Source organism: Pseudomonas sp. NPDC089758 (assembly GCF_044748705.1).
Taxonomy (GTDB): domain Bacteria; phylum Pseudomonadota; class Gammaproteobacteria; order Pseudomonadales; family Pseudomonadaceae; genus Aquipseudomonas; species Aquipseudomonas putida_X.
Genome location: NZ_JBIVGN010000001.1, coordinates 166,211 through 187,611, shown reverse-complemented (window position 1 = coordinate 187,611; position 21,401 = coordinate 166,211). Strand labels below are relative to the sequence as shown.

Sequence of the window (21,401 nt, the reverse complement as noted above, 5' to 3'; positions counted from 1 at the left end):
CACATTCTGCCGGCACACTTGAGCAAGAGGTCAGACGCACATGAATCACTCTCTATCCGCGTTGAAACGTTGGCGCATCCAGATTTTCGCGATCACCTGGTTGGCCTACGCCGCCTTCTACTTCACCCGCAAGGCCTTCTCGGTGGCCAAGCTAGGCATTGGTGAAGACCCGACATTCATGCTCGACAAGGCATCGATGGCCAACCTCGACGCCATCTACCTGGCCGCCTATGCGGTCGGCCAGTTCACCTGGGGCATGCTGGCCGACCGTTTCGGCCCGCGCGTGGTGGTGCTAGGGGGCCTGTTGATTTCGGCGGCGGCAGCCGTGGTGATGGGCAGCTACGCTACCTTCCCGATCTTCGCCACCTGCATGCTGATCCAAGGCCTGGCGCAGTCCACGGGCTGGGCCGGGCTGTGCAAGAACATCGGCAGCTTCTTCCCCGCCGTGCAGCGCGGCCGGGTACTGGGGTTGTGGAGCTCCTGCTATGCCTTTGGCGGCCTGGTCGCCTCGCCGTTCGCCGGCTGGTGGGCCTACACCCTGATCGGCACCTGGCATGCGGCATTCTTCTCCAGTGCCGCGGTGGTTGCTGCGGTGGCGGTGCTGTTCTTCTTCCTGCAGCGCAACAAACCCGAAGATGTAGGCTTGCCGGCGGTCGAGCCTGAGCCGCAGAGCATGGCGCCGGCCGGTAGCCTGTGCAGTGTCTGGGCGCCGCTGCGCGAGATCCTGCACAACCGCACGGTATTGACCCTGGGCCTGGCGTACTTTCTTCTGAAACCGGCGCGCTACGCGATCCTGCTCTGGGGGCCGGTGATCGTCTTCGAGCAGATGCCCTCGGTGGGCAAGGTAGGCGCTGCGATCATCCCCACGGCCTTTGAACTGGCCGGGCTGCTGGGCCCGATCATCATTGGCCTGGCTTCGGACAAGCTGTTCGGCGCACGGCGCATGCCGGCCTGTGTGATCAGCCTGGTGCTGCTGACCGTGGCCCTGGCGGCGTTCATGGCAGCCATGCACAGCGGGAGCATCGTCATGGTGGTGGGTTTGCTGTTTTTCATGGGCCTGACCCTGTACGGGCCGGACTCGATGATCAGCGGCGCGGCGGCCATCGACTTCGGCACGGCCAAGGCCGGTGCCACGGCAGCAGGTTTCGTCAATGGCTGCGGCTCGGTGGGCGCGGTGCTTGGCGGCCTGCTGCCCGGTTACTTCGACAGCGTCACGGTGTTCATCGTGTTCGCTGGTTGCGCACTGTTCTCGGCCCTGGTGCTGCTGCCGCACTGGAACAGCCGGCCGGCCAGTGCAGCCCAGGCCAATGATGTGGCTCCCAACACCAGCATGGCGATCAAGCCACTGCGTACCTAAAGGAAAGCGAGCGAATGAGACCCTTCTGGCTGCAACAGGCCCTGGATTGTGAGCAGGACGTGGTATGCCCGCCGCTGCAAGGCGATGCCCGCTGCGACGTGTGCATCGTAGGCGGCGGCTACACCGGCCTGTGGACCGCGCTGATGCTCAAGGAGGCAGTACCGTCGCTGGACGTGCTGCTGATCGAGGCAGACATCTGCGGTGCGGGCGCCAGTGGGCGCAATGGGGGGTGTGCGTTGTCGTGGTCGGCCAAGTACTTCACCCTCGAACGTCTGTTCGGGGTGGCCGAAGCGGTACGCCTGGTAAGCGAGTCGGAGCGCAGCATCGGTGCCATTGGCGCATTCTGCACGGCCAATGGCATCGATTGCGACTACCGCCTGGACGGCACCCTGTACACCGCCACCAACCAGGCCCAGGTGGGCGCCACCGATGCGGTGATCGCTGCGCTGGAGCACAAGGGGATCAATTCATTCGAGCGTTTGCCGCTGGACGAGGTGCAGCGCTTGGCCGGTTCAGCGCGGCACCTGGAAGGCTGGTTTTCGCCAGCCGCCGCCACCGTGCAGCCAGGCCGGTTGGTGCGCGGCCTGCGGCGGGTGGCGTTGCAGCGCGGCGTGCGCATCCATGAAGGCACAGCCATGACCGGCCTGGAGCACGGCGCCCCGGTGCAGGTGCGCACGGCCCATGGCACGGTGCGTGCCGACCGTGTCGTGCTCGGCCTCAATGCCTGGATGGCGCGAGCCTTCCCGCAGTTCGAGCGCAGCGTGGCGATAGTTTCCAGTGACATGGTGATCACCGAGCCGTGCCCCGAGCTGCTGCGCGAGATCGGCCTGAACAACGGCATCAGCGTGCTGGACTCACGGATTTTCGTGCATTACTACCACAACACTTCTGATGGGCGGCTGATGCTCGGCAAGGGTGGCAACACCTTCGCCTATGGCGGGCGCATGCTGCCGGTGTTCGATCAACCCTCGCCGTACCAGCCGCTGCTGCGCGAAAGCCTGGCCGATTTCTTCCCTGCCTTGGCCGATGTGCCGCTGGCGGCCAGCTGGAACGGCCCCTCGGACCGCTCGGTGACCGGGCTGCCGTTCTTTGGGCGGTTGGACGGGCAGGGCAACGTGTTCTATGGCTTCGGCTATTCTGGCAGCGGGGTAGGGCCGTGCCACATGGGCGGGCAGATCCTCTCGTCCCTGGCGCTGGGGCTGGACAACCCGTGGACCCGCTCGCCATTGGTCAAGGGCCCGTTGGGGCTGTTCCCGCCGGAGCCGATCCGCTACCTGGGCTCGCTGATGGTGCGCAATGCCATTCGCCGCAAGGAGCGCGCCGAAGACCGGGGGCTGCGGCCACGCCACCTGGACGTACGGCTGGCCCGCTTCGCCGCGGCGGCGGGCAAGGCCGACAAAGCATGAGATTTCTTGTCGAACACTGGCCCGAGGGCGTATAAACTGCTCCCACTTTTTGGCCGGTCGCTTCCTGAACCGGCCGCTGAAACAAGAGAGTCGACATGGGCGCACAGTGGAAAGCCAAGCATAGAGAAACAGCTGCCAATGCCAAGGGCAAGATCATGGGCAAGCTGTCCAAGGAAATCCAGATCGCGGCCAGGTCGGGCGCCGATCCCGACATGAACCCACGCCTGCGCCTGGCCATCGTGCAAGCCAAGAAGGCTTCCATGACCCGCGAGACCCTGGACCGGGCGATCCGCAAGGGCGCGGGCCTGGACGGTGATGCCGTGCAGTACCAGGCGGTGACGTACGAAGGTTTTGCGCCGCACCAGGTGCCGCTGATCGTCGAGTGCCTGACCGACAACGTCAACCGCACCGTCGCGCAGATTCGCGTGCTGTTCCGCAAGGGCCAACTCGGTGCCAGCGGTTCGGTGGCGTGGGACTTCAACCATGTGGGCCTGATCGAAGCCATGCCCGACGGCGATGCCGACCCGGAAATGGCCGCCATCGAGGCCGGTGCCCAGGACTTTGAAGAAGGTGAGGAAGAGGGCTCGACCCTGTTCATCACCGACACCACCGACCTGGATGCAGTGCAAAAAGCCCTGCCTGAGCATGGTTTCACTGTTTCTTCGGCCAAGATCGGCTATACCCCGAAGAACCCGGTGAGCGCTGCCAGCCTCAGTGCCGAGGCGCTGGCTGAAGTCGAGGCGTTCCTTGAAGCGATCGACGAGAACGATGACGTACAGAACGTCTATGTTGGCCTGACCGAGTAAAAAGCGGGGCCGCCTTGCGGCCCAATCGCCGGCAAGCCGGCTCCCACAGGGACCTCGCAGGCCCATGGCCCGCAGTGTGCCTGCAAGAACCCAGGGGTTGCACTGTGCCTGCGGGAACCTGAGGCTTGCACCGTCCTTGTGGGAGCCGGCTTGCCGGCGATTGGGCCTGTGATACAGCACAGGGAAGCCTGTATGAACCCAACCTTCGCCTCCCTCAGCCTCGCCCACCTGCGTACCCTTGACTGCCTCCTGCAGCTGAAAAACCTCAGCCACGCCGCCGAGCGCCTGGGCGTCAGCCAGTCGGCGTTGAGCCGCCAGCTGGCCCACCTGCGTGAAGCCTTCGACGACCCATTGCTGGTGCGCCAGGGCCGCGGCTACGTGCTCAGCGAATACGCCCAAGCCCTGGTCGAACCGCTGCGCCAGGTGCTGGAAGAACTCCAGGCCCTGCGCCAGCCCGCCGCGTTCGACCCGGCCCGTTGCGAGCGGCGCTTCTGCCTGGCCGCGTCCGATTACGTTGCCGAGCACATGCTGCCGCTGCTGGTGGCGGCGCTGGAGCAGGAAGCCCCCGGCGTCAGTATCGACTACCGCACCTGGCAGGCCGGGCAATACGCGTTGCTCGCCAGCGGCGAGATCGACCTTGCCACCACCCTGTTCGACGAGTCGCCGGCCAACCTGCACGGCCGCCTGCTCGGCGAGGACCGGGCGGTGTGCCTGATGCGCCGCGACCATCCGCTGGCGGCCTGCGAAGTGCTGAGCCAGGACGACTACCTGGCCTTCAAGCACGTGCGCATCTGTGGCGGTGGCGACAAGGACAGCTTCATCGACCGCCACCTGCGCGCCCAGGGGCTGCAACGGCGCATCAGCCTGGAGGTGCCGTTCTTTTCGGCCACCGTGCAGGTGGTGGGTAACAGCCAGGCATTGGCGACGTTGCCCGAGCACATTGCCCGCCAGCTGTGCCGGCTGCATGGCCTGGCCTGGCGCCCGTTGGGGTTTGTGGAGCATACCCAGCGCTACTGGGTGGTGTGGCACCAGCGCCTGCAGGCGTCGGCCGAGCACCGCTGGTTGCGCAACCGGGTGTTCGAGCTGTGGCGCCAATCACAGTTCGGCGTGCAGGGTGGGCATGCGGGTTCGCCATAGCAGGTATGCGCGAAGCGAGGTTATAGGCGTGGCGGTACGCGCCTAGACTGGGGCCCTTGAGCTGTTGGTGGCGCCCCATCGCCGACAGCGGACAACCCACAGGAGACCGCGCGTGACCCCAGAACAATTCCGTCAATACGGCCACCAATTGATCGACCTGATTGCCGATTACCGCCAGACGGTCGGTGAACGCCCGGTGATGGCCCAGGTCGAGCCCGGCTACCTGAAAGCTGCCTTGCCTGCCGGCGCGCCGCAACAAGGCGAACCGTTCCAAGCGATCCTCGATGACGTCAACACCCTGGTGATGCCTGGGCTTTCGCATTGGCAACACCCCGATTTCTATGGCTACTTCCCGTCCAATGGCACTTTGTCCTCGGTGCTCGGCGACTTTCTCAGCACGGGCCTTGGGGTACTGGGCCTGTCATGGCAATCGAGCCCGGCGCTGAGCGAGCTGGAGGAAACCACCCTGGACTGGGTGCGCCAGTTGCTGGGGTTGTCGGGGCAGTGGAGCGGCGTGATTCAGGACACCGCGTCGACCAGCACGCTGGTCGCGCTGATCTGTGCCCGTGAACGTGCCACCGATTACGCCCTGGTGCGCGGCGGCCTGCAAGCCGAAGCCAAACCGCTGATCGTCTACGTCAGTGCCCACGCCCACAGTTCGGTGGACAAGGCCGCGTTGCTGGCCGGCTTCGGCCGCGCCAACATCCGCCTGATCGCCACCGACGAGCAGTTCGCCATGCGCCCCGAGGCCTTGTCGGCGGCCATCGAACAGGACCTGGCCGACGGCAACCAGCCTTGCGCAGTGGTCGCCACCACCGGCACAACGACCACTACGGCGCTGGACCCCTTGCGCCAGATTGGCGAGATCGCCCAGGCCCAGGGGGTGTGGCTGCACGTCGACTCTGCCATGGCCGGCTCGGCGATGATCCTGCCCGAATGCCGCTGGATGTGGGACGGTATCGAGCTGGCCGACTCCGTGGTGGTCAACGCGCACAAATGGCTGGGTGTGGCGTTCGATTGTTCTATCTACTACGTGCGTGACCCGCAGCACCTGATTCGGGTGATGAGCACCAACCCCAGCTACCTACAGTCAGCGGTCGATGGCGAGGTGAAGACCCTGCGCGACTGGGGCATCCCCCTGGGGCGCCGGTTCCGGGCACTGAAACTATGGTTCATGTTGCGTAGCGAAGGGGTTGAGGCGTTGCAGCAGCGCTTGCGTCGCGACATGGACAATGCCCGCTGGCTGGCTGCGCAGATCGAGGCTGCAGGGGAGTGGGCGTTGTTGGCGCCGGTACAGTTGCAGACCTTGTGCATTGTGCACCGGCCTGCGGGGCTGGAGGGGCAAGCGCTGGATGCGCATACCAAGGCCTGGGCTGAGCGGCTCAATGCCTCCGGTGATGCTTATGTTACGCCGGCGACCTTGAATGGGCGCTGGATGGTGCGGGTTTCGGTGGGGGCGCTGCCCACTGAGCGTGAACATGTCGAGCAGTTGTGGCAGCGCTTGCAGGCAGTGGTTAACGGCTGAAATGCTTGGGGCCGCAGAGCGGCCCCGTGCATCTGTCAGTGGCTTGCTGTCTGCAGGCCGCTCTTACGGTTGGCCTCGTAGGCTTGCTTGTCCATCGGCTTGGCCTGCGGGTTGCCCAGGTCTTCCATCGCCAGGCGGTGGGTTTCTGGTGCGATATAGGCTGCCAGGGCGCATATGCAGGTGATGAAGAACGCTAGGGCGCCAACGACCAGCGGGATGTTGTCCGAACCCGGTGGCGCCACCAGTGCGAACAGTGCCGGCAGCATGGCGGTCAGCATGGTGCCGATGTTCTGGGCGATGGCCATGGCCGACACGCGGTAGCGGGTGTTGAACAGCTCAGGGAAGAAGCTTGGGAACACCGCGTTGTAGCCTTGGTAAACCATGCCCCACATGAGGATCGAGGTGGCGAAGGCCAGCGGTACGTTCTGGATGCTGATTGCATACAGGTACACGAAGGCCAGCAGGCCAGAGCCCAGGCAGCCGGCGATCATGGTCGGGCGACGGCCGATCTTGTCGGAAAGGTTGCCCACGAACGGGATCACCAGCACTGCAACGATGTTGCCCACTACCGGGATCCACAGGTACACGCTCTTGTCGAAGCCGATGCCGTAGGCCGGCTGTACGGCGTAAGCTGCGCCGAAGATGGTGGCAACAACCGGGATCACGTTCATCAACGCCATGAACATCACCAGCACCATGTGCTTCCAGCTGTGGCGGAAGGCCTCGCTGATTGGCGACTTGGCAACCTTGGCCTGTTTCTCTTCTTTCACGAAGGCCGGGGTTTCGTGCACTTCCTTACGGATGATGAAGCCTGCGATCAGCACGATGGCGCTCATCAGGAACGGGATCCGCCAGCCCCAGTCGTTGAACGCCTCGCTGGGCATGAAGTAGGCCAGTGGCAGGAACACGGCCGCCGCCATGACCTGGCCGGCCTGCACGCCCTGCAAGGTGAAGCTGGCATAGTAGCCGCGTCGCCCGAATGGCGCGTGTTCCATGATCATCGAACTGGCGCCGGAGATTTCACCGGCCACCGCAAAGCCTTGGACCAGGCGCAGCAGCACCAGCAAGGCCGGGGCGAGCATGCCGATATCATGGTAGGTAGGCAGCAGGCCCACGCCCATGGTGGAAATGCCCATCAGGAACATGCACAGCAGCAGTACGTTCTTGCGCCCGCGGGTATCACCCCAGTGGCCGAGCACGAAGGCGCCGACCGGACGGGCCAGATAACCCACGCCGTAGGTGGCCAGCGAGGCGATGATCGCCATCTTGGGGTCGGTGTTGGGGAAGAAGATCTGCGGGAAGATCAGTGCCGCAGCCTGGGCATAGATGAAAAAGTCGTAATACTCGAGTGCCGAGCCTATCCATCCGCTGGCGGTCGCTTTCTTGGCTTGAGAGCTGGAGTGAGCCATCGTTGTCTCCGTTGTTTTTGTTTGTCGCCGCACAGCAGGCGCCGTCAGGCGGCAGCCAGTGGGTGTGCGATCGCTATCGGGAGTAAGGGGTGCGCTTATAAAGCCGGCGATCGCTGGCGAAGTCTGCTAGGTGAAGACGATCCAGCAGGTGCGGGTTGCAAGGCGAGGGAGATGTGCATAGGTCGGTACCCGTTTTATTGAACTTATTATGTTGTGGCGCTGGGCTTGTGAGCGCAGGTTGCGCCGAACGGCCACTGGGCAGAAAGTGGTGGTCGGTGTGCCTGCGTCTGGTCTCATAGTTGCGCAGGGGTGGCAGTGAATCAATTCGCCAAAACGGGTTTTGTGCGATAATCGAACGCAAAACTAACCATTCCGTACAAAGTGATTGCTGCCATGACTTTACCTGCGAATAATTCATCATGCCAAGAAGTCTGATGGTGAGCTGCCGCTCCCGGCCCTTCGCAGGTTCGCCCCAAGCGGCCGGTACCCACAGCACCACTCGCTTCCAGCCCTGTAGCCCATAACAAGGAATTCCACCATGCAGCGTTCGATAGCCACCGTGTCCTTGAGCGGCACACTGCCGGAAAAGCTCGAAGCCATCGCCGCCGCCGGTTTCGACGGCGTCGAGATCTTCGAAAATGATCTGCTCTACTATGCCGGCAGCCCCCGCGAAGTGCGGCAGATGTGCGCCGACCTCGGCATCGCCATCACCCTGTTCCAGCCGTTCCGCGATTTTGAAGGCTGCCGCCGCGACCGCCTGCAGAAGAACATCGACCGCGCCGAGCGCAAGTTCGACCTGATGCAAGAGCTGGGCACCGACCTGGTGCTGGTGTGCAGCAACGTGCAGGCCGACGCCCTGGGCGACGAACAACTGCTGGTGGACGACCTGCGCCTGCTCGCCGAGCATGCCGGCCAACGCGGCATGCGCATCGGCTACGAGGCCCTGGCCTGGGGCCGTCACGTCAACACCTACCAGCAAGTGTGGAACCTTGTGCGCCAGGCCGACCACCCCGCGCTGGGCGTGATCCTCGACAGCTTCCACACCCTGTCGCTCAAGGGCGACCCTGCTGCGATCCGCGATATCCCCGGCGACAAGATCTTCTTCGTGCAGATGGCCGATGCGCCGATCCTGGCCATGGATGTACTGGAGTGGAGCCGCCACTTCCGCTGCTTCCCGGGGCAGGGCGAAATGGACCTGGCCGGTTTCCTCGCGCCGATCCTGGCTACCGGTTATCGCGGCCCGTTGTCGCTGGAAATCTTCAACGACGGCTTCCGCGCGGCGCCGCCGCGCCAGAACGCCGCCGATGGCCTGCGTTCTTTGTTGTACCTGGAGGAACAGACCCGTCTGCGCCTGCAGCAGGAAGGTACCGCCATCGAGCCGGGTGTGCTGTTCGCACCGCCCGCCGCCAGTGCCTACAACGGCGTGGAGTTCCTCGAATTTGCCGTCGACGAAGCGGTCGGCGCGCGGCTGGGCAGCTGGCTCAAGCGCCTGGGCTTCGCCGACGCGGGCAAGCACCGCAGCAAGGACGTACGCCTGCTGCGCCAGAACGACATCAACATCGTGCTCAATGCCGAGCCGTATTCCTTTGGCCACAACTTCTTCGAAGCCCACGGCCCATCGCTGTGCGCCACCGCGCTGCGGGTCAAGGACGAGCACGCGGCGCTGCAACGCGCCACCGACTTCCGCGGCCAGCCGTTCCGCGGGCTGGTCGGCCCCAACGAATGTGAGGTGCCTGCCGTACGCGCCCCGGATGGCAGCCTGATCTACCTGGTGGAGCAGGGCAAGGAAGGCCCGTCGCTGTACGACACCGACTTCCGCCTGGAGCCCAGTGCCAGCAGCACCGGTGGCCTGCAGCGCATCGACCACATGGCCCTGGCCTTGCCGGCCGAGTCGCTGGACAGCTGGGTGCTGTTCTACAAGAGCCTGTTCGACTTTGCCGCAGACGATGAAGTGGTGTTGCCCGACCCGTACGGGCTGGTCAAAAGCCGTGCGCTGCGCAGCCAGTGCGGCAGCCTGCGCCTGCCGCTGAACATCTCGGAAAACCGCAACACCGCTATCGCCCACGCGCTGTCGAGCTATCGCGGGTCGGGTGTGCATCATATCGCCTTCGATTGTGCCGACATCTTCAAGGAAGTGGCGCGGGCGAAGGAGGCCGGTGTGCCGTTGCTGGAAATTCCGCTCAATTACTACGACGATCTGGCGGCTCGTTTCGATTTCGACGACGAGTTTCTCAGCGAGCTGGCGTACTACAACGTGCTGTATGACCGCGACGCACAGGGTGGCGAGCTGTTCCACGTGTACACCGAGGCGTTCGAAGACCGCTTCTTCTTTGAAATCATCCAGCGCAAGGGTGGCTATGCCGGCTATGGCGCGGCCAACGTGCCTGTGCGCTTGGCGGCGATGGCCAAGCGGCGCAGCGGGGCGGCGCGCAAGCCGGTGTTGTAACCCCCGCAGGGTTCACGGCCTGTGAAATCGGGCGCTGCTCGCGCGGCGCCTGATCATGGCCACAGGCTGGCCCTCGCCAATCCTGCCCGCTCGATCAACAGCGCGCTTCCCCCCAACCCTCCACTCACGGATAATCCCGTCCAAATCCCAATAAATACCCCGTGAGCAGCTATGAGCAATCCCGTTGCCCCCCTCGGCCAGCCCGAGATCGAAGGGACACGCAAGTCGCGCAAGAACAACCCTGAAAAAACCCGCGAGGACATCCTTCAGGCCGCCATCAACGAGTTCGTCCAGCAAGGCCTGGCAGGCGCGCGGGTGGATGCCATCGCCGAGCGCACCGCTACCTCCAAGCGCATGATCTACTACTACTTCGGTAGCAAGGAGCAGCTGTACGTCGAGTGCCTGGTCAAACTGTACGGCGACATCCGCAAGACCGAGCACCGCCTGGACCTGGAGTCGCTGCCGGCCGAGCAGGCCATCCAGCGCCTGACCGAGTTCACTTTCGATCACCACGACCGCAACGTCGATTTCGTGCGCATGGTCTGCACCGAAAACATCCATTACGGCGAGTACGTGAAGAAAACCCCGGCCATCCGCGAAATGAGCAGCCTGGTCCTTCAGGCGCTGGGCCGCACGCTGGAGCGTGGCGTGCAAGAGGGCGTGTTCCGCCCGGGCATCGAGGTCATCGACCTGCACATGCTGATGAGCGCGTTCTGCTTCTATCGGGTATCGAACCGCCACACCTTCGGCGACATCTTCCAGATCGATCTGCTCGATGATCAGGTAAAACGGCGTCACAAGGCCATGATCTGCGAAGCGGTGATGCGTTACATCCAGGCCTGAGTGCCGTTCACTCGCCCAGCCGTTGCTCACGTGACGGCGGGTAGCCGAAGTAGGCCGCGTAGCACTTGCTGAAGTGCGATACCGAAACAAAGCCGCAGGCCACCGCAACCTCCATCACCGACAGGTCGGAGTACTGCAGCAGGCGGCGGCTCTTGGTGATCCGCAGTTCCATGTAATAGCGCCGTGGCGAGGTGCCCAGCTGGGCCTGGAACAAGCGGTCGATCTGCCGCCGGGAGCGGCCGCTGTAGGCCGCCAACTGGTCGAGGCTGAGGGTTTCCTCGAGGTTGTTCTCCATCAGCTCGACGATGGTACGCAGGTGCAGGCTCATCGACTTTTTCGCCCCCGGCCCAACCTGGCGGTGGCGCGCACCAGAGAACGAGAGGATTTCCTCGACGCCTTCTGCCAGGCCGTCACCGTACAGGCGGCGGACCAGGCCGAGCATCAGCTCCATGGCACCGTTGGGGCTGGCGGCGCTGAGCCGATCACGGTCCAGTGTGAAGCTGGCCGGGGTGATGCGTGTCTGCGGGCTGCGCTCGGACAGGCTGGCACGCTGCTCGGGGTGAATGCTGCAGCCGTAGTCATCCAGCACCCCGGCGCGGCCAAGGAACCAGGCGCCGTTCCACAGCCCGCCCAGGGCCTTGCCGTGGGCGGCGCAGTCAGCCAGCAGGCGGTCCAGCTCGGGGTACTTGAGCGGTGTGCGCAAGCCGCCGCAGATGATAAGCAGGTCGAGTGCTTTCAGCTCGCTGGCAACCAGGTCAGTGGCCACCAGCTCCAGGCCCAGGTCGCTCAGCACCCGGTCACCGTCCAGCGACAGCGGGGTAAAGCTGAAGCTGTCGGCGCGCAGCAGGTTGGCGGTGACCAGCACGTCCATGGCCACAGTGAAACTGGCCATGGAGAAGTGCTTGAGCAGGACGAAGTCGACGCGATAGGGCACCTGGGGGCTGGCCGCGGTGGACTTGAGCCGTAGCATGTTGGTGGTGCTGGTCTTCTTGCTGAACTGGCGTGGGCTGGGCACTCTGGACTCCGCTTCCTGGCTGGCCAGCAGAGTGTGGCCGGTGGCCTGTGGAAAGACAATCGCCCGGGTGGGGTTGTGGTAGTGGAGGTCGTATTGAGGCAACTGGGCTATGCTGGCGCCTCCCATTTGGAGAACCTCGATGAAATACGCCGTCGCCCTGTTGTTCAGCCTGCTGCCGCTGCTGGCGAACGCCCTGCAAACCGGGGAAAAGCTCGCACCGTGGACGCTGCTCGATCAACATGACCAGCCCTATACCTTGGAAGCCGGCACGCAGGTGCTGCTGGTGGCCCGCGATATGGACGGCGCCAAGCTGGTGAAGGCGGCTCTGGCCGACCAGCCCAAGGGCTACCTGGAGTCGCGCCATGCGGTGTTCGTGGCGGATATCCAGCGCATGCCTGCGCTGATCAGCAAACTGTTCGCCATCCCCGCCATGCGTGATTACAACTACCGGGTTATGCTTGATCGTGAAGGGCAGGTGGCCAGCCGTTACCCTGGGCATGAAGGCAAGGTGCTGTGGTTGCAGCTTGAGCAGGGTGCGCTGGTCAGCCAGCAGGAGTTCGCGGATGCGCCAGCGTTGAAGGCTGCCCTGGAAAAGGCGCAGCCAAGCAAATCCGAATGAACCCTTGCCGCTGGCAGTAACCCAACCCTTTACATGCCAACGGGAGAGTGCTCATGGAAATCGGAACGATCTGGATCATTGTTGCGGCCTTGGTCATCTTGCTGGAGATCTTCGCCATCTGGAACATCATCGGCAGCGAACGGCGCGCGGAGCGCAAGATGTTATGGATCGTCTTCGTCGTCTACGCCCCGTTCCCGGGATTGCTGTTCTGGGCCTGGCGAGGGCCGCGGGCAGTGAAGGGCAGGGCGGTACTGGAGGAAAAGTGAGGGGCACGGCGTCAGGTGCGCAGCGCCTGATGCCATTTGTTGCGGCGAGTTGAGCCATAATTCGGGGGCCGCTACTTTGTTGATGTAAGCCTTCGAACACTCTCTTGCCCCGAGCCCACCATGCTGCCCATCGAACTGCTGACCACTACCCCCGACCAGGCCGACTTGATCCGCAATCTCTATCAGTTCTATGCCTACGAGTCCTCTGACTGGGAGCAGGAAGACGTTGAGGTGGATGGGCGCTTCTACATTCACGAAGAGCACCTGCAGCGCTATTGGCTTGCAGACGGCTGGAGCGCCAACCTGGTGCTGGTGGATGGTTTCATTGCCGGCTTCGTGCTGGTCGAACGCAGTGAGCTGCCTGGCATCGATGCCAGTGAACTGGCCGACCTGTTCATCCTCAAGCGCTACCGACGGCAGGGTATTGGCCGTGCGGTCGCGCTGCAGGTGCTGAGCGGTGCCGGTGACTGGCTGCTGCGTTGCTACGCGCCGGACCCCATCGCTGTCGCCTTCTGCAAAGCCGTCGTGGCCGACCTGCCGCGGCCGGTGCAGCCAATCATGCTGGGTGATGACCCGGACCTGCTCACCTATCAGGTAACGTCCGCTTACCACTGAGCGGGGTGGGCAAAAAATTGTGATCTACTTCACAAAATCCCGCCAAGCGGCATAATGCCATTACCTTGTATTCAAGACCCGGTCGCTCTGGCCTGGGGGTCCTTTTCGTGCGCGTTGCAGGTTCAGGGAATTTTTCATGTCGCTAGTCGCAAGCCCCGACGTCATGTACCGGCTGTTGATCCAGAGCGTGGTGGACTACGCCATCTACCTGCTCACCCCTGACGGTATCGTCGCCAACTGGAACCCGGGCGCCCAGCGGGCCAAGGGTTACCTTGCCGACGAGATCGTCGGCAAGCACTACTCGCTGTTCTACAGCGAAGCCGAGCGCGTCGCCGGTCTGCCCGAGCAGAACCTTGCACAGGCGCGTGACACTGGCCGTTTCGAAGAAATCGGCACACGCCTGCGCAAGGATGGCACGACCTTTCATGCCCATGTGGTGATCGAGGCCGTGCGCGATGACAGCGGCCGTGTGGTCGGCTTCGCCAAGGTCACTCGCGACATTTCCGAGCGGCACCAGCAGGAGCTGGAGCTGCTGCAGGCCAAAGAGCTGGCTGAACAGTACAGCCAGGAGATGACCAAGCTTTCGCAGTTCCTCGATTCGGTGATCGCCAACATTCCCGCCAGCGTCATCGTCCAGGACCTGGAAAGCCAGCGTATTCTGTTGGCCAACCAGCAGGCCGAACGCCTGTTCGGTGGGGGCGGGCGCAGCATGATCGGCCAGTTGCCGGGTGAGTGCCTGGCACCGGCTGCGGCCGATTACCTGGAACAGCAGCTCGCCCGCGGCGCGCGCAACCCCAAAGGGTATGCCGCTGAAACCCGCGTCGATACCGCCTGTGGTCCGCGGACCCTGCGCAGCCGCGCCTTGCTCAGCCAGAACCGCGAGGGCCAGGCCGACTATGTGCTGTTCGTGGCTGAAGACGCCACCGAGGAACTGGCCGCCCACGCCCAGATCCACCACATGGCCCATCACGACGCGCTGACCGGGTTGCCCAACCGCACGCTGTTCAACGAGCGGCTCAAACAGGCGTTGGTGCGCGGCCACCAGAGCGAGAAGCTGACCGCAGCGCTATGCCTGGACCTGGATAACTTCAAGAACATCAACGATTCCCTCGGCCATGCCTTCGGCGACAAGCTGCTGCGTGCATTGGGCAAGCGCCTGCGCCGCGAACTGCGCGAACAAGACACCCTGGCCCGTTTGGGCGGCGACGAGTTCGCCGTGGTGCTGGCTGGCCTGGATGGCCGCGAGGCTGCCTGCAACACGGCGCGGCGCCTGATTGACGCGATTTGCCCGCCGTTCCAGATCGAAGGGCACCAGTTCACCGTGGGGGTGAGCATCGGCATTGCCATCGCCCCCGATGACAATGAACAGGCCGAGCAGCTGCTCGGTTACGCCGACATGGCCCTCTACGAAGCCAAACGCAATGGCCGCAACCGCTTCGAGTGCTTCCACGTCGAACTGGATGTCGCCGCCCGCCAGCGCCGGCTGGTCGAAACCGACTTGCGTACCGCGCTGCACTTGGGGCAGTTGCACCTGCACTACCAGCCGATCGTGGATCAGCAGACCAGCAGCGTGACGGGCTACGAGGCGCTGTTGCGCTGGGAGCACCCCAGCCGCGGCATGGTGATGCCCATGGACTTCATTCCCATTGCCGAAGAGACCGGGCTGATCCACGAACTCGGCACCCGTGCTCTGAACCTGGCTTGCCAGGAGGCGGCCAGCTGGGACAGTGAGCAGACGGTGTCGGTCAATCTTTCACCGGTGCAGTTCAAGAACGCCAACCTGGTGCATACCGTGGCGCTGGCCCTGGCGGACTCGGGCCTGGCGCCCCAGCGCCTGGAGCTGGAAATCACCGAATCGGTACTACTGGGCAACAGCGAGGAAAACGTGCGAACCCTGCGCGCGCTGAAGGCCTTGGGGGTGTCGATATCGCTGGATGACTTCGGCACGGGTTATTCGTCGTTGGGTTACCTGCGCTCGTTCCCGTTCGACCGGATCAAGATCGACAAGTCGTTCGTGCATGACATGTGCGACAGCCGCGAGGCGATGTCGATCATCCGGGCGATCACCGAGCTGTCCAACAGCCTGATGATCAAGACGACGGCTGAAGGCGTGGAGTCCGAGGAGCAGATGCAGCGCTTGGCGGCAGAGGGCTGCTCGCACTTTCAGGGGTATCTGTACGGGCGGCCGGTGCCGGCGGGGGAGCGGTTGAAACAGGTGGCTGGGGCGTTGGGGTGAAAGGGCCGCACAGCGGCCCCGCTATTCAGCTGTTCCAGTCCGGCGCAAAGTCAGGGCTCACCACGCGCTGATCCTTCGGCAAACCGGCTATCAGTGCCCGGTCCTGATCATCCAGGTGCACATCCAGCGCCGCCAGGTTGCTCAGCTGGTTCTCGCGGCTGCTGGCCTTGGGGATCACCGCCACGCCGTCCTGGTCCAGCAACCACTTGAGCGCCACCTGGCTCGGCAACACGCCATGCTTGCGCGCGATGTCCTGGATCACTGGCTGCGCCGCCGCCCGCCCGCGGGCAAGAGGGGTATAGGCCGTGAGCAGCAGGTCATGCTGACGGGCGTAGTCGAGCAGCGGTTGCTGGCTGAGCAGCACGTGGTATTCCACCTGGATCGCCGCCAGTGGCGCGCCCAGCGCTTCGATCACCTGGCGCAGCAGCCCGAGTGGGAAGTTGGCCACGCCGATGCTGCGTACCTTGCCCTCGTCGCGCAGGGCTACCAGCGTCTCGATGCTGCGGGCCAAGTCCCAGTCTTTGCCGGGCCAATGAATATGGAACAGGTCGACCTGCTCGGTGCCCAGGGCACGCAGGCTGTTTTCCAGCGACTGGCGCATGGCCGCGGGCGCCAGGCTGTCCCACCAGACCTTGGTGGTCAGATGAATCTGCTCGCGGGGCACGCTGCCGTCGCGCAGCGCCTGGCCGACAGCGGCTTCGTTGTCGTAGGCAGTGGCGGTATCGATGTGCCGGTAACCCAGCTCCAGTGCTTGGTGCACCGCACGCGTGCACTCGGCGCCAGTCATCGGCCAGGTGCCCAGGCCAATGCTGGGCAGGTCGAGGCCGTTGCGGGTGGTGAGCCTATGCATGAAAACTCCTTGTCCGGGTTTGAGGTTCCAGCGCCGATGGTGCGCGTTTCAACTGTCAGGGACCATGAGCAGCCTCCAGAAAGTGGTCGATCAGCGAACGAAAAACACATTGCTCTGCACGCGCGTGCCGATTGGCCTTCCTCAAGTCGTCGTATCTCTTCTAGAATCCCTTGCAGTCGCACTGCCTTCACCTGGCGTCGCATGCCGCAACGCCGCCATCGAGAACGCCATGAGTTCCAGCACACCGTTGTCCGGAGTCAACCACCCCCTGCGCGGCATCGCCCTGGTGGTGGTGGCCACGTTCCTGTTCGCCAGCCACGATGCCTTGTCCAAATTCCTCGGTGGCCTGTACCCGATCATCATGGTGGTGTGGGCCCGCTACGTGGTGCACACGCTGCTGATGGCCGGCATATTCCTGCCCAAGTCCGGCCTCAATGTGCTGCGCACCCGGCGCCCGGTGCTGCAGACCTTGCGCGCCCTGAGCCTGCTCAGCACCAGCCTGTTCTTCACTGCCGGCTTGCAGTACCTGCCACTGGCCGAGGCGACTTCCGTCAACTTCCTGGCCCCGGTGCTGGTCACGGCGCTGTCGGCGCCGCTGCTCAAGGAGCGGGTCACGCCTGGGCAATGGGTCGCGGTGGTGTTGGGCTTCGTCGGCGTGCTGGTGGTGGTGCACCCCGGTGGCGCGATGTTCACCCCGGCGATCCTGTTCCCCCTCGGCTCAGCGCTGGGCTTCTGCTTCTACCAGTTGCTCACGCGCATACTCGCCGCCTATGACAGCCCCACCACCAGCAACTTCTACGCCGGGCTGTGCAACACGCTGGTGATGAGTGCGTTGGTGCCGTTCTTCTGGGAGCTGCCGCGTTGGGACCATGCGCTGCTGATGCTGGCATTGGGTGGTTTTGGCATGAGTGCGCACCTGCTGCTGACCCAGGCCTTCCGCCATGCCGCGCCGGCGCTGCTAGCGCCGTTCAGTTATTGCCAGATCGTGTTTGCCGGCTTGTTGGGGGTGCTGATCTATGGGCAGGTGCCCGATAGCACCACCCTTGTGGGCATCGCCATCATCTGCCTGAGTGGGCTTGGGGCTGCCTGGATGCAGCGCAGGAAGTGAACAGAGCCCACGCCCGCACTACCTGGCCATGAACTGCAGAATCCGTTCGCGCAACCAGCGTTCGGCCGGGTCATTGTCCTGGGCGCCGCTCCATACCATGGACAGTTCCGCCTCGGTGATGTCGAACGGCGCCGGGTCGGCGCGCAGGCTACTGTCGTCAGCCAGGGCGCAGGCGGCGTAGTCCGGCACGGTTGCGATCAGCTCGGTGTTGCGCAGCAGCGCGCGCAGGCTGCCGAACTGTGGCACGGCCAGCACCACCTTGCGGCAACGGCCGATGCGCGCCAGATCAAGGTCGATGTTGCCACTCATGTCTCCTGAAAACGACACCATCACATGCGGCCTGGCGCAGTATTCGTCCAGGCTCAGTGGGCCGGGGCGGCTGTCAGCGCGCAATACGCGCACGCCGATGTCCCGCAGCTTGCGGCGCTTGGCCGTGGCTGGCAGATCGGTGGTATAGCTGACGCCCACCGAGATCTCGCCGCTGGCCAGCAGGCCCGGCATCAACAGAAAGTTGGTGCGGCGCACCACTACGCTGATGTTGGGTGCTTCTTCGCGCAGGGCTTGCAGCAGGGCCGGGAACAGGCCGAATTCGGCGTCATCCGAGAGCCCCAGGCGGAACACGTTGCAGCTGTTGCTCGGGTCGAACGCCCGGGCGCGGCTGATCGCTGAAGAGATGACGTCCATGGCCGGGCCCAGCTCGGCGAAGATCTGCACGGCCCGGGGGGTTGGCTCCATGGCCCGGCCGCTGCGGATCAGTAGCGGGTCATCGAACAGCTCGCGCAGGCGGGCCAGGGCGGCGCTTACGGTGGACTGGGTGATGAACAGCTTTTCGCCGACGCGGGTCAGGTTGCGCTCGAACATCAGCGCTTCGAAAACCACCAGCAGGTTCATGTCAACGCGGCGCAGGTCGTTGCGGTTCATGGGGCTTGGCTCACGCAGAAGGTTGGTTAGCGCTGTATTGAAGCACGGCGCGGGGCCGCGCGCCTTGTAGGGATGTGCGGCCAGGTGGCCGTACTGGGCACCTGACAGAGCCAACCTATCACCCTGCAATAGCCACTCTATTAGAAGTCTGCCCAAGCTCGACTAGTCTTGTCCGTGGCCCTGCGAATTCCCCTGCGGGCGGCGACAGAGCACCTGGGTGCAAGACCTTGCCGCCACGCCGTGACAGTTTCGCAAGCCCCTGTCGGACGTGACCGACCGGACCTGATGAGGGGTAGGCATGAGCCCATGTGCTCAGCGCAGAAGAACAACTGGCACAGACCTGAAATCTGGATAACCGACCCAAAGGTAACAGCAGATGTCGAACGAATCGAAATGCCCGTTCCATCAAACCGCAGGTGGCGGCACCACCAACCGAGACTGGTGGCCTGACCAGCTCAACCTCAGAATTCTTCACCAACATGGCGCCAAGTCCGACCCTATGGACCCGGACTTCGACTACGCCAAGGCGTTCAAGAGCCTCGACTTCCAGGCGCTCAAGCAAGACCTGACCGCCTTGATGACCGACTCCCAGGACTGGTGGCCGGCCGACTTCGGCCACTATGGCCCCTTGTTCATCCGCATGGCCTGGCACAGCGCCGGCACCTACCGCATCGGTGATGGCCGCGGCGGTGCCGGCTCCGGTCAGCAGCGTTTCGCACCGCTCAACAGCTGGCCGGACAACGTCAGCCTGGACAAGGCCCGGCGCCTGTTGTGGCCGATAAAACAGAAGTACGGCAACAAGATTTCCTGGGCCGACCTGATCGTGCTCACTGGCAACGTCGCCCTGGAATCGATGGGCTTCAAGACCTTTGGCTTCTCCGGCGGCCGGGCAGATGTGTGGGAGCCGGACGAAGACGTGTACTGGGGCTCGGAAAAGGTCTGGCTGGGCGGCGACACCCGTTACGGCAAGGACCAGGTCAAGGCGCAGGCACCGGGGCAGGGTGACCTGGTGGCCGAACCTGCCAAGCACGGTGAAGAGCAGAACCGCGACCTGGGCGCCGAACGCAACCTGGAAAACCCGCTGGCCGCCGTGCAGATGGGCCTGATCTATGTCAACCCGGAAGGCCCGGAAGGCAACCCCGACCCGGTGGCTTCGGGCAAGGATATCCGCGAAACCTTTGGCCGCATGGCCATGAACGATGAAGAGACCGTGGCGTTGATTGCCGGCGGCCACGCTTTCGGCAAGACCCACGGCGCAGGGCCGGCCGACAACGTCGGCGCCGAACCGGAAGCTGCCGGCCTTGAACTGCAAGGCCTGGGCTGGGCCAACACGTTTGGCACCGGCAAGGGTGGCGACACCATCACCAGCGGTCTGGAGGTGACCTGGACCTCGACGCCAACGCGTTGGAGCAACGAGTACCTCAACAACCTGTTCAACTTCGAGTGGGAGCTGACCAAGAGCCCGGCCGGTGCCCACCAGTGGCAGCCCAAGGAGGGCAAAGGCGCGGGTACCGTGCCGGACGCCCATGACCCGAGCAAACGCCACGCACCGTCCATGCTCACCTCTGACCTGGCCCTGCGCTTCGACCCGATCTACGAGCCGATAGCCCGGCGTTTCAAGGACAACCCTGACCAGCTGGCAGACGCCTTCGCCCGCGCCTGGTACAAGCTGATCCACCGTGACATGGGGCCGCTGGCACGTTATCTCGGGCCGGAAATGCCCAATGAGGAACTGCTCTGGCAAGACCCGCTGCCCAAGGCCGTTCAACCGTTACCCAGTGAGCAGGACATTGCCGCGCTCAAAAGCAAAATCCTGGCATCAGGGTTGAGTGTGGGTGAGCTGGTATCGACCGCCTGGGCAGCCGCGTCGACATTCCGGGGCTCTGACAAGCGGGGTGGGGCCAATGGCGGCCGCCTGCGCTTGGCGCCGCAGAAGGATTGGCCGGCCAACCAGGGCACGGGCAAAGTGCTGGCGGCACTGGAGCAGATCCAGGGTGAGTTCAATAACGCTGGCAAGCACATCTCGCTGGCTGACCTGATCGTTCTGGCCGGTACCGCCGCCGTGGAAAAGGCCGCCAAGGATGCCGGCTACACGGGCAACGTGGCGTTCCGCCCGGGCCGGGTCGACGCCTCTCAGGAACAGACCGATGTCGAGTCCTTTGCCGTGCTGGAGCCACTGGCTGACGGTTTCCGCAATTTCAGCAAAGCGCGCTACAGCGTCAAGGCCGAGAAGTTGCTGCTGGACAAAGCCCAGTTGCTGACCCTCACCGCCCCGGAACTGACCGTGCTGATCGGCGGCCTGCGGGTGCTCGGTGCCAACCATGGTGGCAGCAAGGACGGGGTGTTCACCGACCAGCCAGGCACGCTGAGCAACGACTTCTTCCGTAACCTGCTGGACATGGGGGTGGAGTGGAAGCCCACCTCGGACGACAACGAAAACTTCGAAGCCCGCGACCGCAAGACCGGGCAGGTGAAGTGGACCGGTACCCGTGTCGACCTGGTGTTCGGCTCGCACGCGCAGCTAAGGGCGCTGAGCGAGGTGTATGGCAGCAGCGACGGCAAGGACAAGTTCATCAGGGACTTCGTCGCGGCCTGGGTGAAGGTCATGGAGCTGGACCGTTTTGATTTGAAATAGAGGTACTGGTTAGGGCTGCGTTGCTGCCCCAGCGCCGGCAAGCCGGCCCCCACAGGTACACCACCCAGCCTGACGGCGGTGGAGTGCTTGTGGGGGCCGGCTTGTTTGCAAATGGGGAAGTGGCCATCGCGCCAATTCCAGGTCGGGTAGGTACAAAAGCGTCCTCGTTCGTTCTGCTGCAATGCATCTCAGGCGGCCGGCCTGAAA

General features: G+C 64.0%; 17 protein-coding genes. 13 read left to right on the top strand and 4 right to left on the bottom strand.

Annotation, left to right across the window (positions count from 1 at the left end; genetic code table 11):
- Nucleotides 1–40 precede the first annotated feature (40 nt).
- From ACIPZH_RS00885 to ACIPZH_RS00865, 5 genes are all read left to right on the top strand, one after another.
- Nucleotides 41–1,357, top strand: coding sequence for an MFS transporter (locus ACIPZH_RS00885; protein ID WP_400634633.1), 1,317 nt, complete (start codon nt 41–43; stop codon nt 1,355–1,357).
- A gap of 14 nt (nt 1,358–1,371) precedes the next feature.
- Nucleotides 1,372–2,763 (top strand): FAD-dependent oxidoreductase, encoded by a 1,392-nt coding sequence (locus ACIPZH_RS00880; RefSeq protein ID WP_400634631.1) that lies wholly within the window; start codon nt 1,372–1,374, stop codon nt 2,761–2,763.
- A gap of 95 nt (nt 2,764–2,858) precedes the next feature.
- Entirely contained in the window at nt 2,859–3,569 is a 711-nt protein-coding gene (locus ACIPZH_RS00875; RefSeq protein WP_039603624.1) for a YebC/PmpR family DNA-binding transcriptional regulator, read from the top strand.
- A gap of 192 nt (nt 3,570–3,761) precedes the next feature.
- The gene (locus ACIPZH_RS00870) at nt 3,762–4,706 is read left to right on the top strand and encodes a LysR family transcriptional regulator (RefSeq protein ID WP_241805856.1); all 945 of its coding nucleotides are present in this window, start codon (nt 3,762–3,764) and stop codon (nt 4,704–4,706) included.
- A 112-nt stretch (nt 4,707–4,818) separates the two neighbouring features.
- Entirely contained in the window at nt 4,819–6,231 is a 1,413-nt protein-coding gene (locus tag ACIPZH_RS00865; RefSeq protein ID WP_400634630.1) for a DOPA decarboxylase, read from the top strand.
- Between the two features lie 35 nt (nt 6,232–6,266).
- Here ACIPZH_RS00865 and ACIPZH_RS00860 read toward each other — a convergent pair whose 3' ends face one another.
- Nucleotides 6,267–7,640 (bottom strand): MFS transporter, encoded by a 1,374-nt coding sequence (locus ACIPZH_RS00860; protein ID WP_241805854.1) that lies wholly within the window; start codon nt 7,638–7,640, stop codon nt 6,267–6,269.
- A 538-nt stretch (nt 7,641–8,178) separates the two neighbouring features.
- Here ACIPZH_RS00860 and quiC point away from each other — a divergent pair.
- Both quiC and ACIPZH_RS00850 read left to right on the top strand, forming a co-directional pair.
- A complete protein-coding gene (gene quiC / locus ACIPZH_RS00855; protein ID WP_241805853.1) occupies nt 8,179–10,086 on the top strand; it encodes a 3-dehydroshikimate dehydratase QuiC in 1,908 nt (635 codons plus the stop codon).
- Nucleotides 10,087–10,257: 171 nt separating this feature from the next.
- Nucleotides 10,258–10,929 (top strand): TetR/AcrR family transcriptional regulator, encoded by a 672-nt coding sequence (locus ACIPZH_RS00850; RefSeq protein ID WP_400634627.1) that lies wholly within the window; start codon nt 10,258–10,260, stop codon nt 10,927–10,929.
- Nucleotides 10,930–10,936: 7 nt separating this feature from the next.
- Here ACIPZH_RS00850 and ACIPZH_RS00845 read toward each other — a convergent pair whose 3' ends face one another.
- The gene (locus ACIPZH_RS00845) at nt 10,937–11,944 is read right to left on the bottom strand and encodes a GlxA family transcriptional regulator (protein WP_400634997.1); all 1,008 of its coding nucleotides are present in this window, start codon (nt 11,942–11,944) and stop codon (nt 10,937–10,939) included.
- Nucleotides 11,945–12,083: 139 nt separating this feature from the next.
- On the opposite strand from ACIPZH_RS00845, the gene ACIPZH_RS00840 reads away from it, so the two are divergent.
- The 4 genes from ACIPZH_RS00840 to ACIPZH_RS00825 all read left to right on the top strand — a co-directional run bounded on the left by ACIPZH_RS00840 (nt 12,084) and on the right by ACIPZH_RS00825 (nt 15,680).
- On the top strand, nt 12,084–12,563 hold the full coding sequence (locus tag ACIPZH_RS00840) for an FAD/FMN-containing dehydrogenase (RefSeq protein WP_241805851.1): 480 nt from the start codon (nt 12,084–12,086) through the stop codon (nt 12,561–12,563).
- Nucleotides 12,564–12,616: 53 nt separating this feature from the next.
- Nucleotides 12,617–12,829 carry a PLDc N-terminal domain-containing protein gene (locus ACIPZH_RS00835; protein ID WP_241805850.1) on the top strand — a complete coding sequence of 71 codons (213 nt, stop codon included), beginning with the start codon at nt 12,617–12,619 and terminating at the stop codon, nt 12,827–12,829.
- 120 nt (nt 12,830–12,949) lie between these two features.
- Nucleotides 12,950–13,444 (top strand): GNAT family N-acetyltransferase, encoded by a 495-nt coding sequence (locus ACIPZH_RS00830; protein WP_400634625.1) that lies wholly within the window; start codon nt 12,950–12,952, stop codon nt 13,442–13,444.
- 136 nt (nt 13,445–13,580) lie between these two features.
- Entirely contained in the window at nt 13,581–15,680 is a 2,100-nt protein-coding gene (locus tag ACIPZH_RS00825) for a putative bifunctional diguanylate cyclase/phosphodiesterase (RefSeq protein WP_400634623.1), read from the top strand.
- 25 nt (nt 15,681–15,705) lie between these two features.
- Here ACIPZH_RS00825 and ACIPZH_RS00820 read toward each other — a convergent pair whose 3' ends face one another.
- Nucleotides 15,706–16,530, bottom strand: a complete 825-nt coding sequence (locus ACIPZH_RS00820; protein WP_400634621.1) for an aldo/keto reductase — start codon at nt 16,528–16,530, stop codon at nt 15,706–15,708.
- A gap of 229 nt (nt 16,531–16,759) precedes the next feature.
- Here ACIPZH_RS00820 and ACIPZH_RS00815 point away from each other — a divergent pair, with 229 nt between their 5' ends.
- A complete protein-coding gene (locus ACIPZH_RS00815) occupies nt 16,760–17,638 on the top strand; it encodes a DMT family transporter (RefSeq protein ID WP_241805846.1) in 879 nt (292 codons plus the stop codon).
- An 18-nt stretch (nt 17,639–17,656) separates the two neighbouring features.
- Here ACIPZH_RS00815 and ACIPZH_RS00810 read toward each other — a convergent pair whose 3' ends face one another.
- Complete coding sequence (locus ACIPZH_RS00810; protein WP_400634619.1) at nt 17,657–18,559, bottom strand: LysR substrate-binding domain-containing protein; 903 nt, start codon at nt 18,557–18,559, stop codon at nt 17,657–17,659.
- Between the two features lie 376 nt (nt 18,560–18,935).
- On the opposite strand from ACIPZH_RS00810, the gene katG reads away from it, so the two are divergent.
- A complete protein-coding gene (gene katG, locus ACIPZH_RS00805) occupies nt 18,936–21,194 on the top strand; it encodes a catalase/peroxidase HPI (RefSeq protein ID WP_400634617.1) in 2,259 nt (752 codons plus the stop codon).
- Nucleotides 21,195–21,401: the final 207 nt, after the last annotated feature.

What these genes read in the sequence shown, in the direction of transcription:
- katG (WP_400634617.1), top strand. Translation starts at nt 18,936, where the DNA reads ATGTCGAACGAATCGAAATGCCCGTTCCATCAAACCGCAGGTGGCGGC.
- ACIPZH_RS00830 (WP_400634625.1), top strand. Translation starts at nt 12,950, where the DNA reads ATGCTGCCCATCGAACTGCTGACCACTACCCCCGACCAGGCCGACTTG.
- ACIPZH_RS00860 (WP_241805854.1), bottom strand. Translation starts at nt 7,640, where the DNA reads ATGGCTCACTCCAGCTCTCAAGCCAAGAAAGCGACCGCCAGCGGATGG.
- ACIPZH_RS00880 (WP_400634631.1), top strand. Translation starts at nt 1,372, where the DNA reads ATGAGACCCTTCTGGCTGCAACAGGCCCTGGATTGTGAGCAGGACGTG.
- ACIPZH_RS00885 (WP_400634633.1), top strand. Translation starts at nt 41, where the DNA reads ATGAATCACTCTCTATCCGCGTTGAAACGTTGGCGCATCCAGATTTTC.
- ACIPZH_RS00850 (WP_400634627.1), top strand. Translation starts at nt 10,258, where the DNA reads ATGAGCAATCCCGTTGCCCCCCTCGGCCAGCCCGAGATCGAAGGGACA.
- ACIPZH_RS00870 (WP_241805856.1), top strand. Translation starts at nt 3,762, where the DNA reads ATGAACCCAACCTTCGCCTCCCTCAGCCTCGCCCACCTGCGTACCCTT.
- ACIPZH_RS00875 (WP_039603624.1), top strand. Translation starts at nt 2,859, where the DNA reads ATGGGCGCACAGTGGAAAGCCAAGCATAGAGAAACAGCTGCCAATGCC.
- quiC (WP_241805853.1), top strand. Translation starts at nt 8,179, where the DNA reads ATGCAGCGTTCGATAGCCACCGTGTCCTTGAGCGGCACACTGCCGGAA.
- ACIPZH_RS00835 (WP_241805850.1), top strand. Translation starts at nt 12,617, where the DNA reads ATGGAAATCGGAACGATCTGGATCATTGTTGCGGCCTTGGTCATCTTG.
- ACIPZH_RS00840 (WP_241805851.1), top strand. Translation starts at nt 12,084, where the DNA reads ATGAAATACGCCGTCGCCCTGTTGTTCAGCCTGCTGCCGCTGCTGGCG.
- ACIPZH_RS00820 (WP_400634621.1), bottom strand. Translation starts at nt 16,530, where the DNA reads ATGCATAGGCTCACCACCCGCAACGGCCTCGACCTGCCCAGCATTGGC.
- ACIPZH_RS00810 (WP_400634619.1), bottom strand. Translation starts at nt 18,559, where the DNA reads ATGAACCGCAACGACCTGCGCCGCGTTGACATGAACCTGCTGGTGGTT.
- ACIPZH_RS00825 (WP_400634623.1), top strand. Translation starts at nt 13,581, where the DNA reads ATGTCGCTAGTCGCAAGCCCCGACGTCATGTACCGGCTGTTGATCCAG.
- ACIPZH_RS00815 (WP_241805846.1), top strand. Translation starts at nt 16,760, where the DNA reads ATGAGTTCCAGCACACCGTTGTCCGGAGTCAACCACCCCCTGCGCGGC.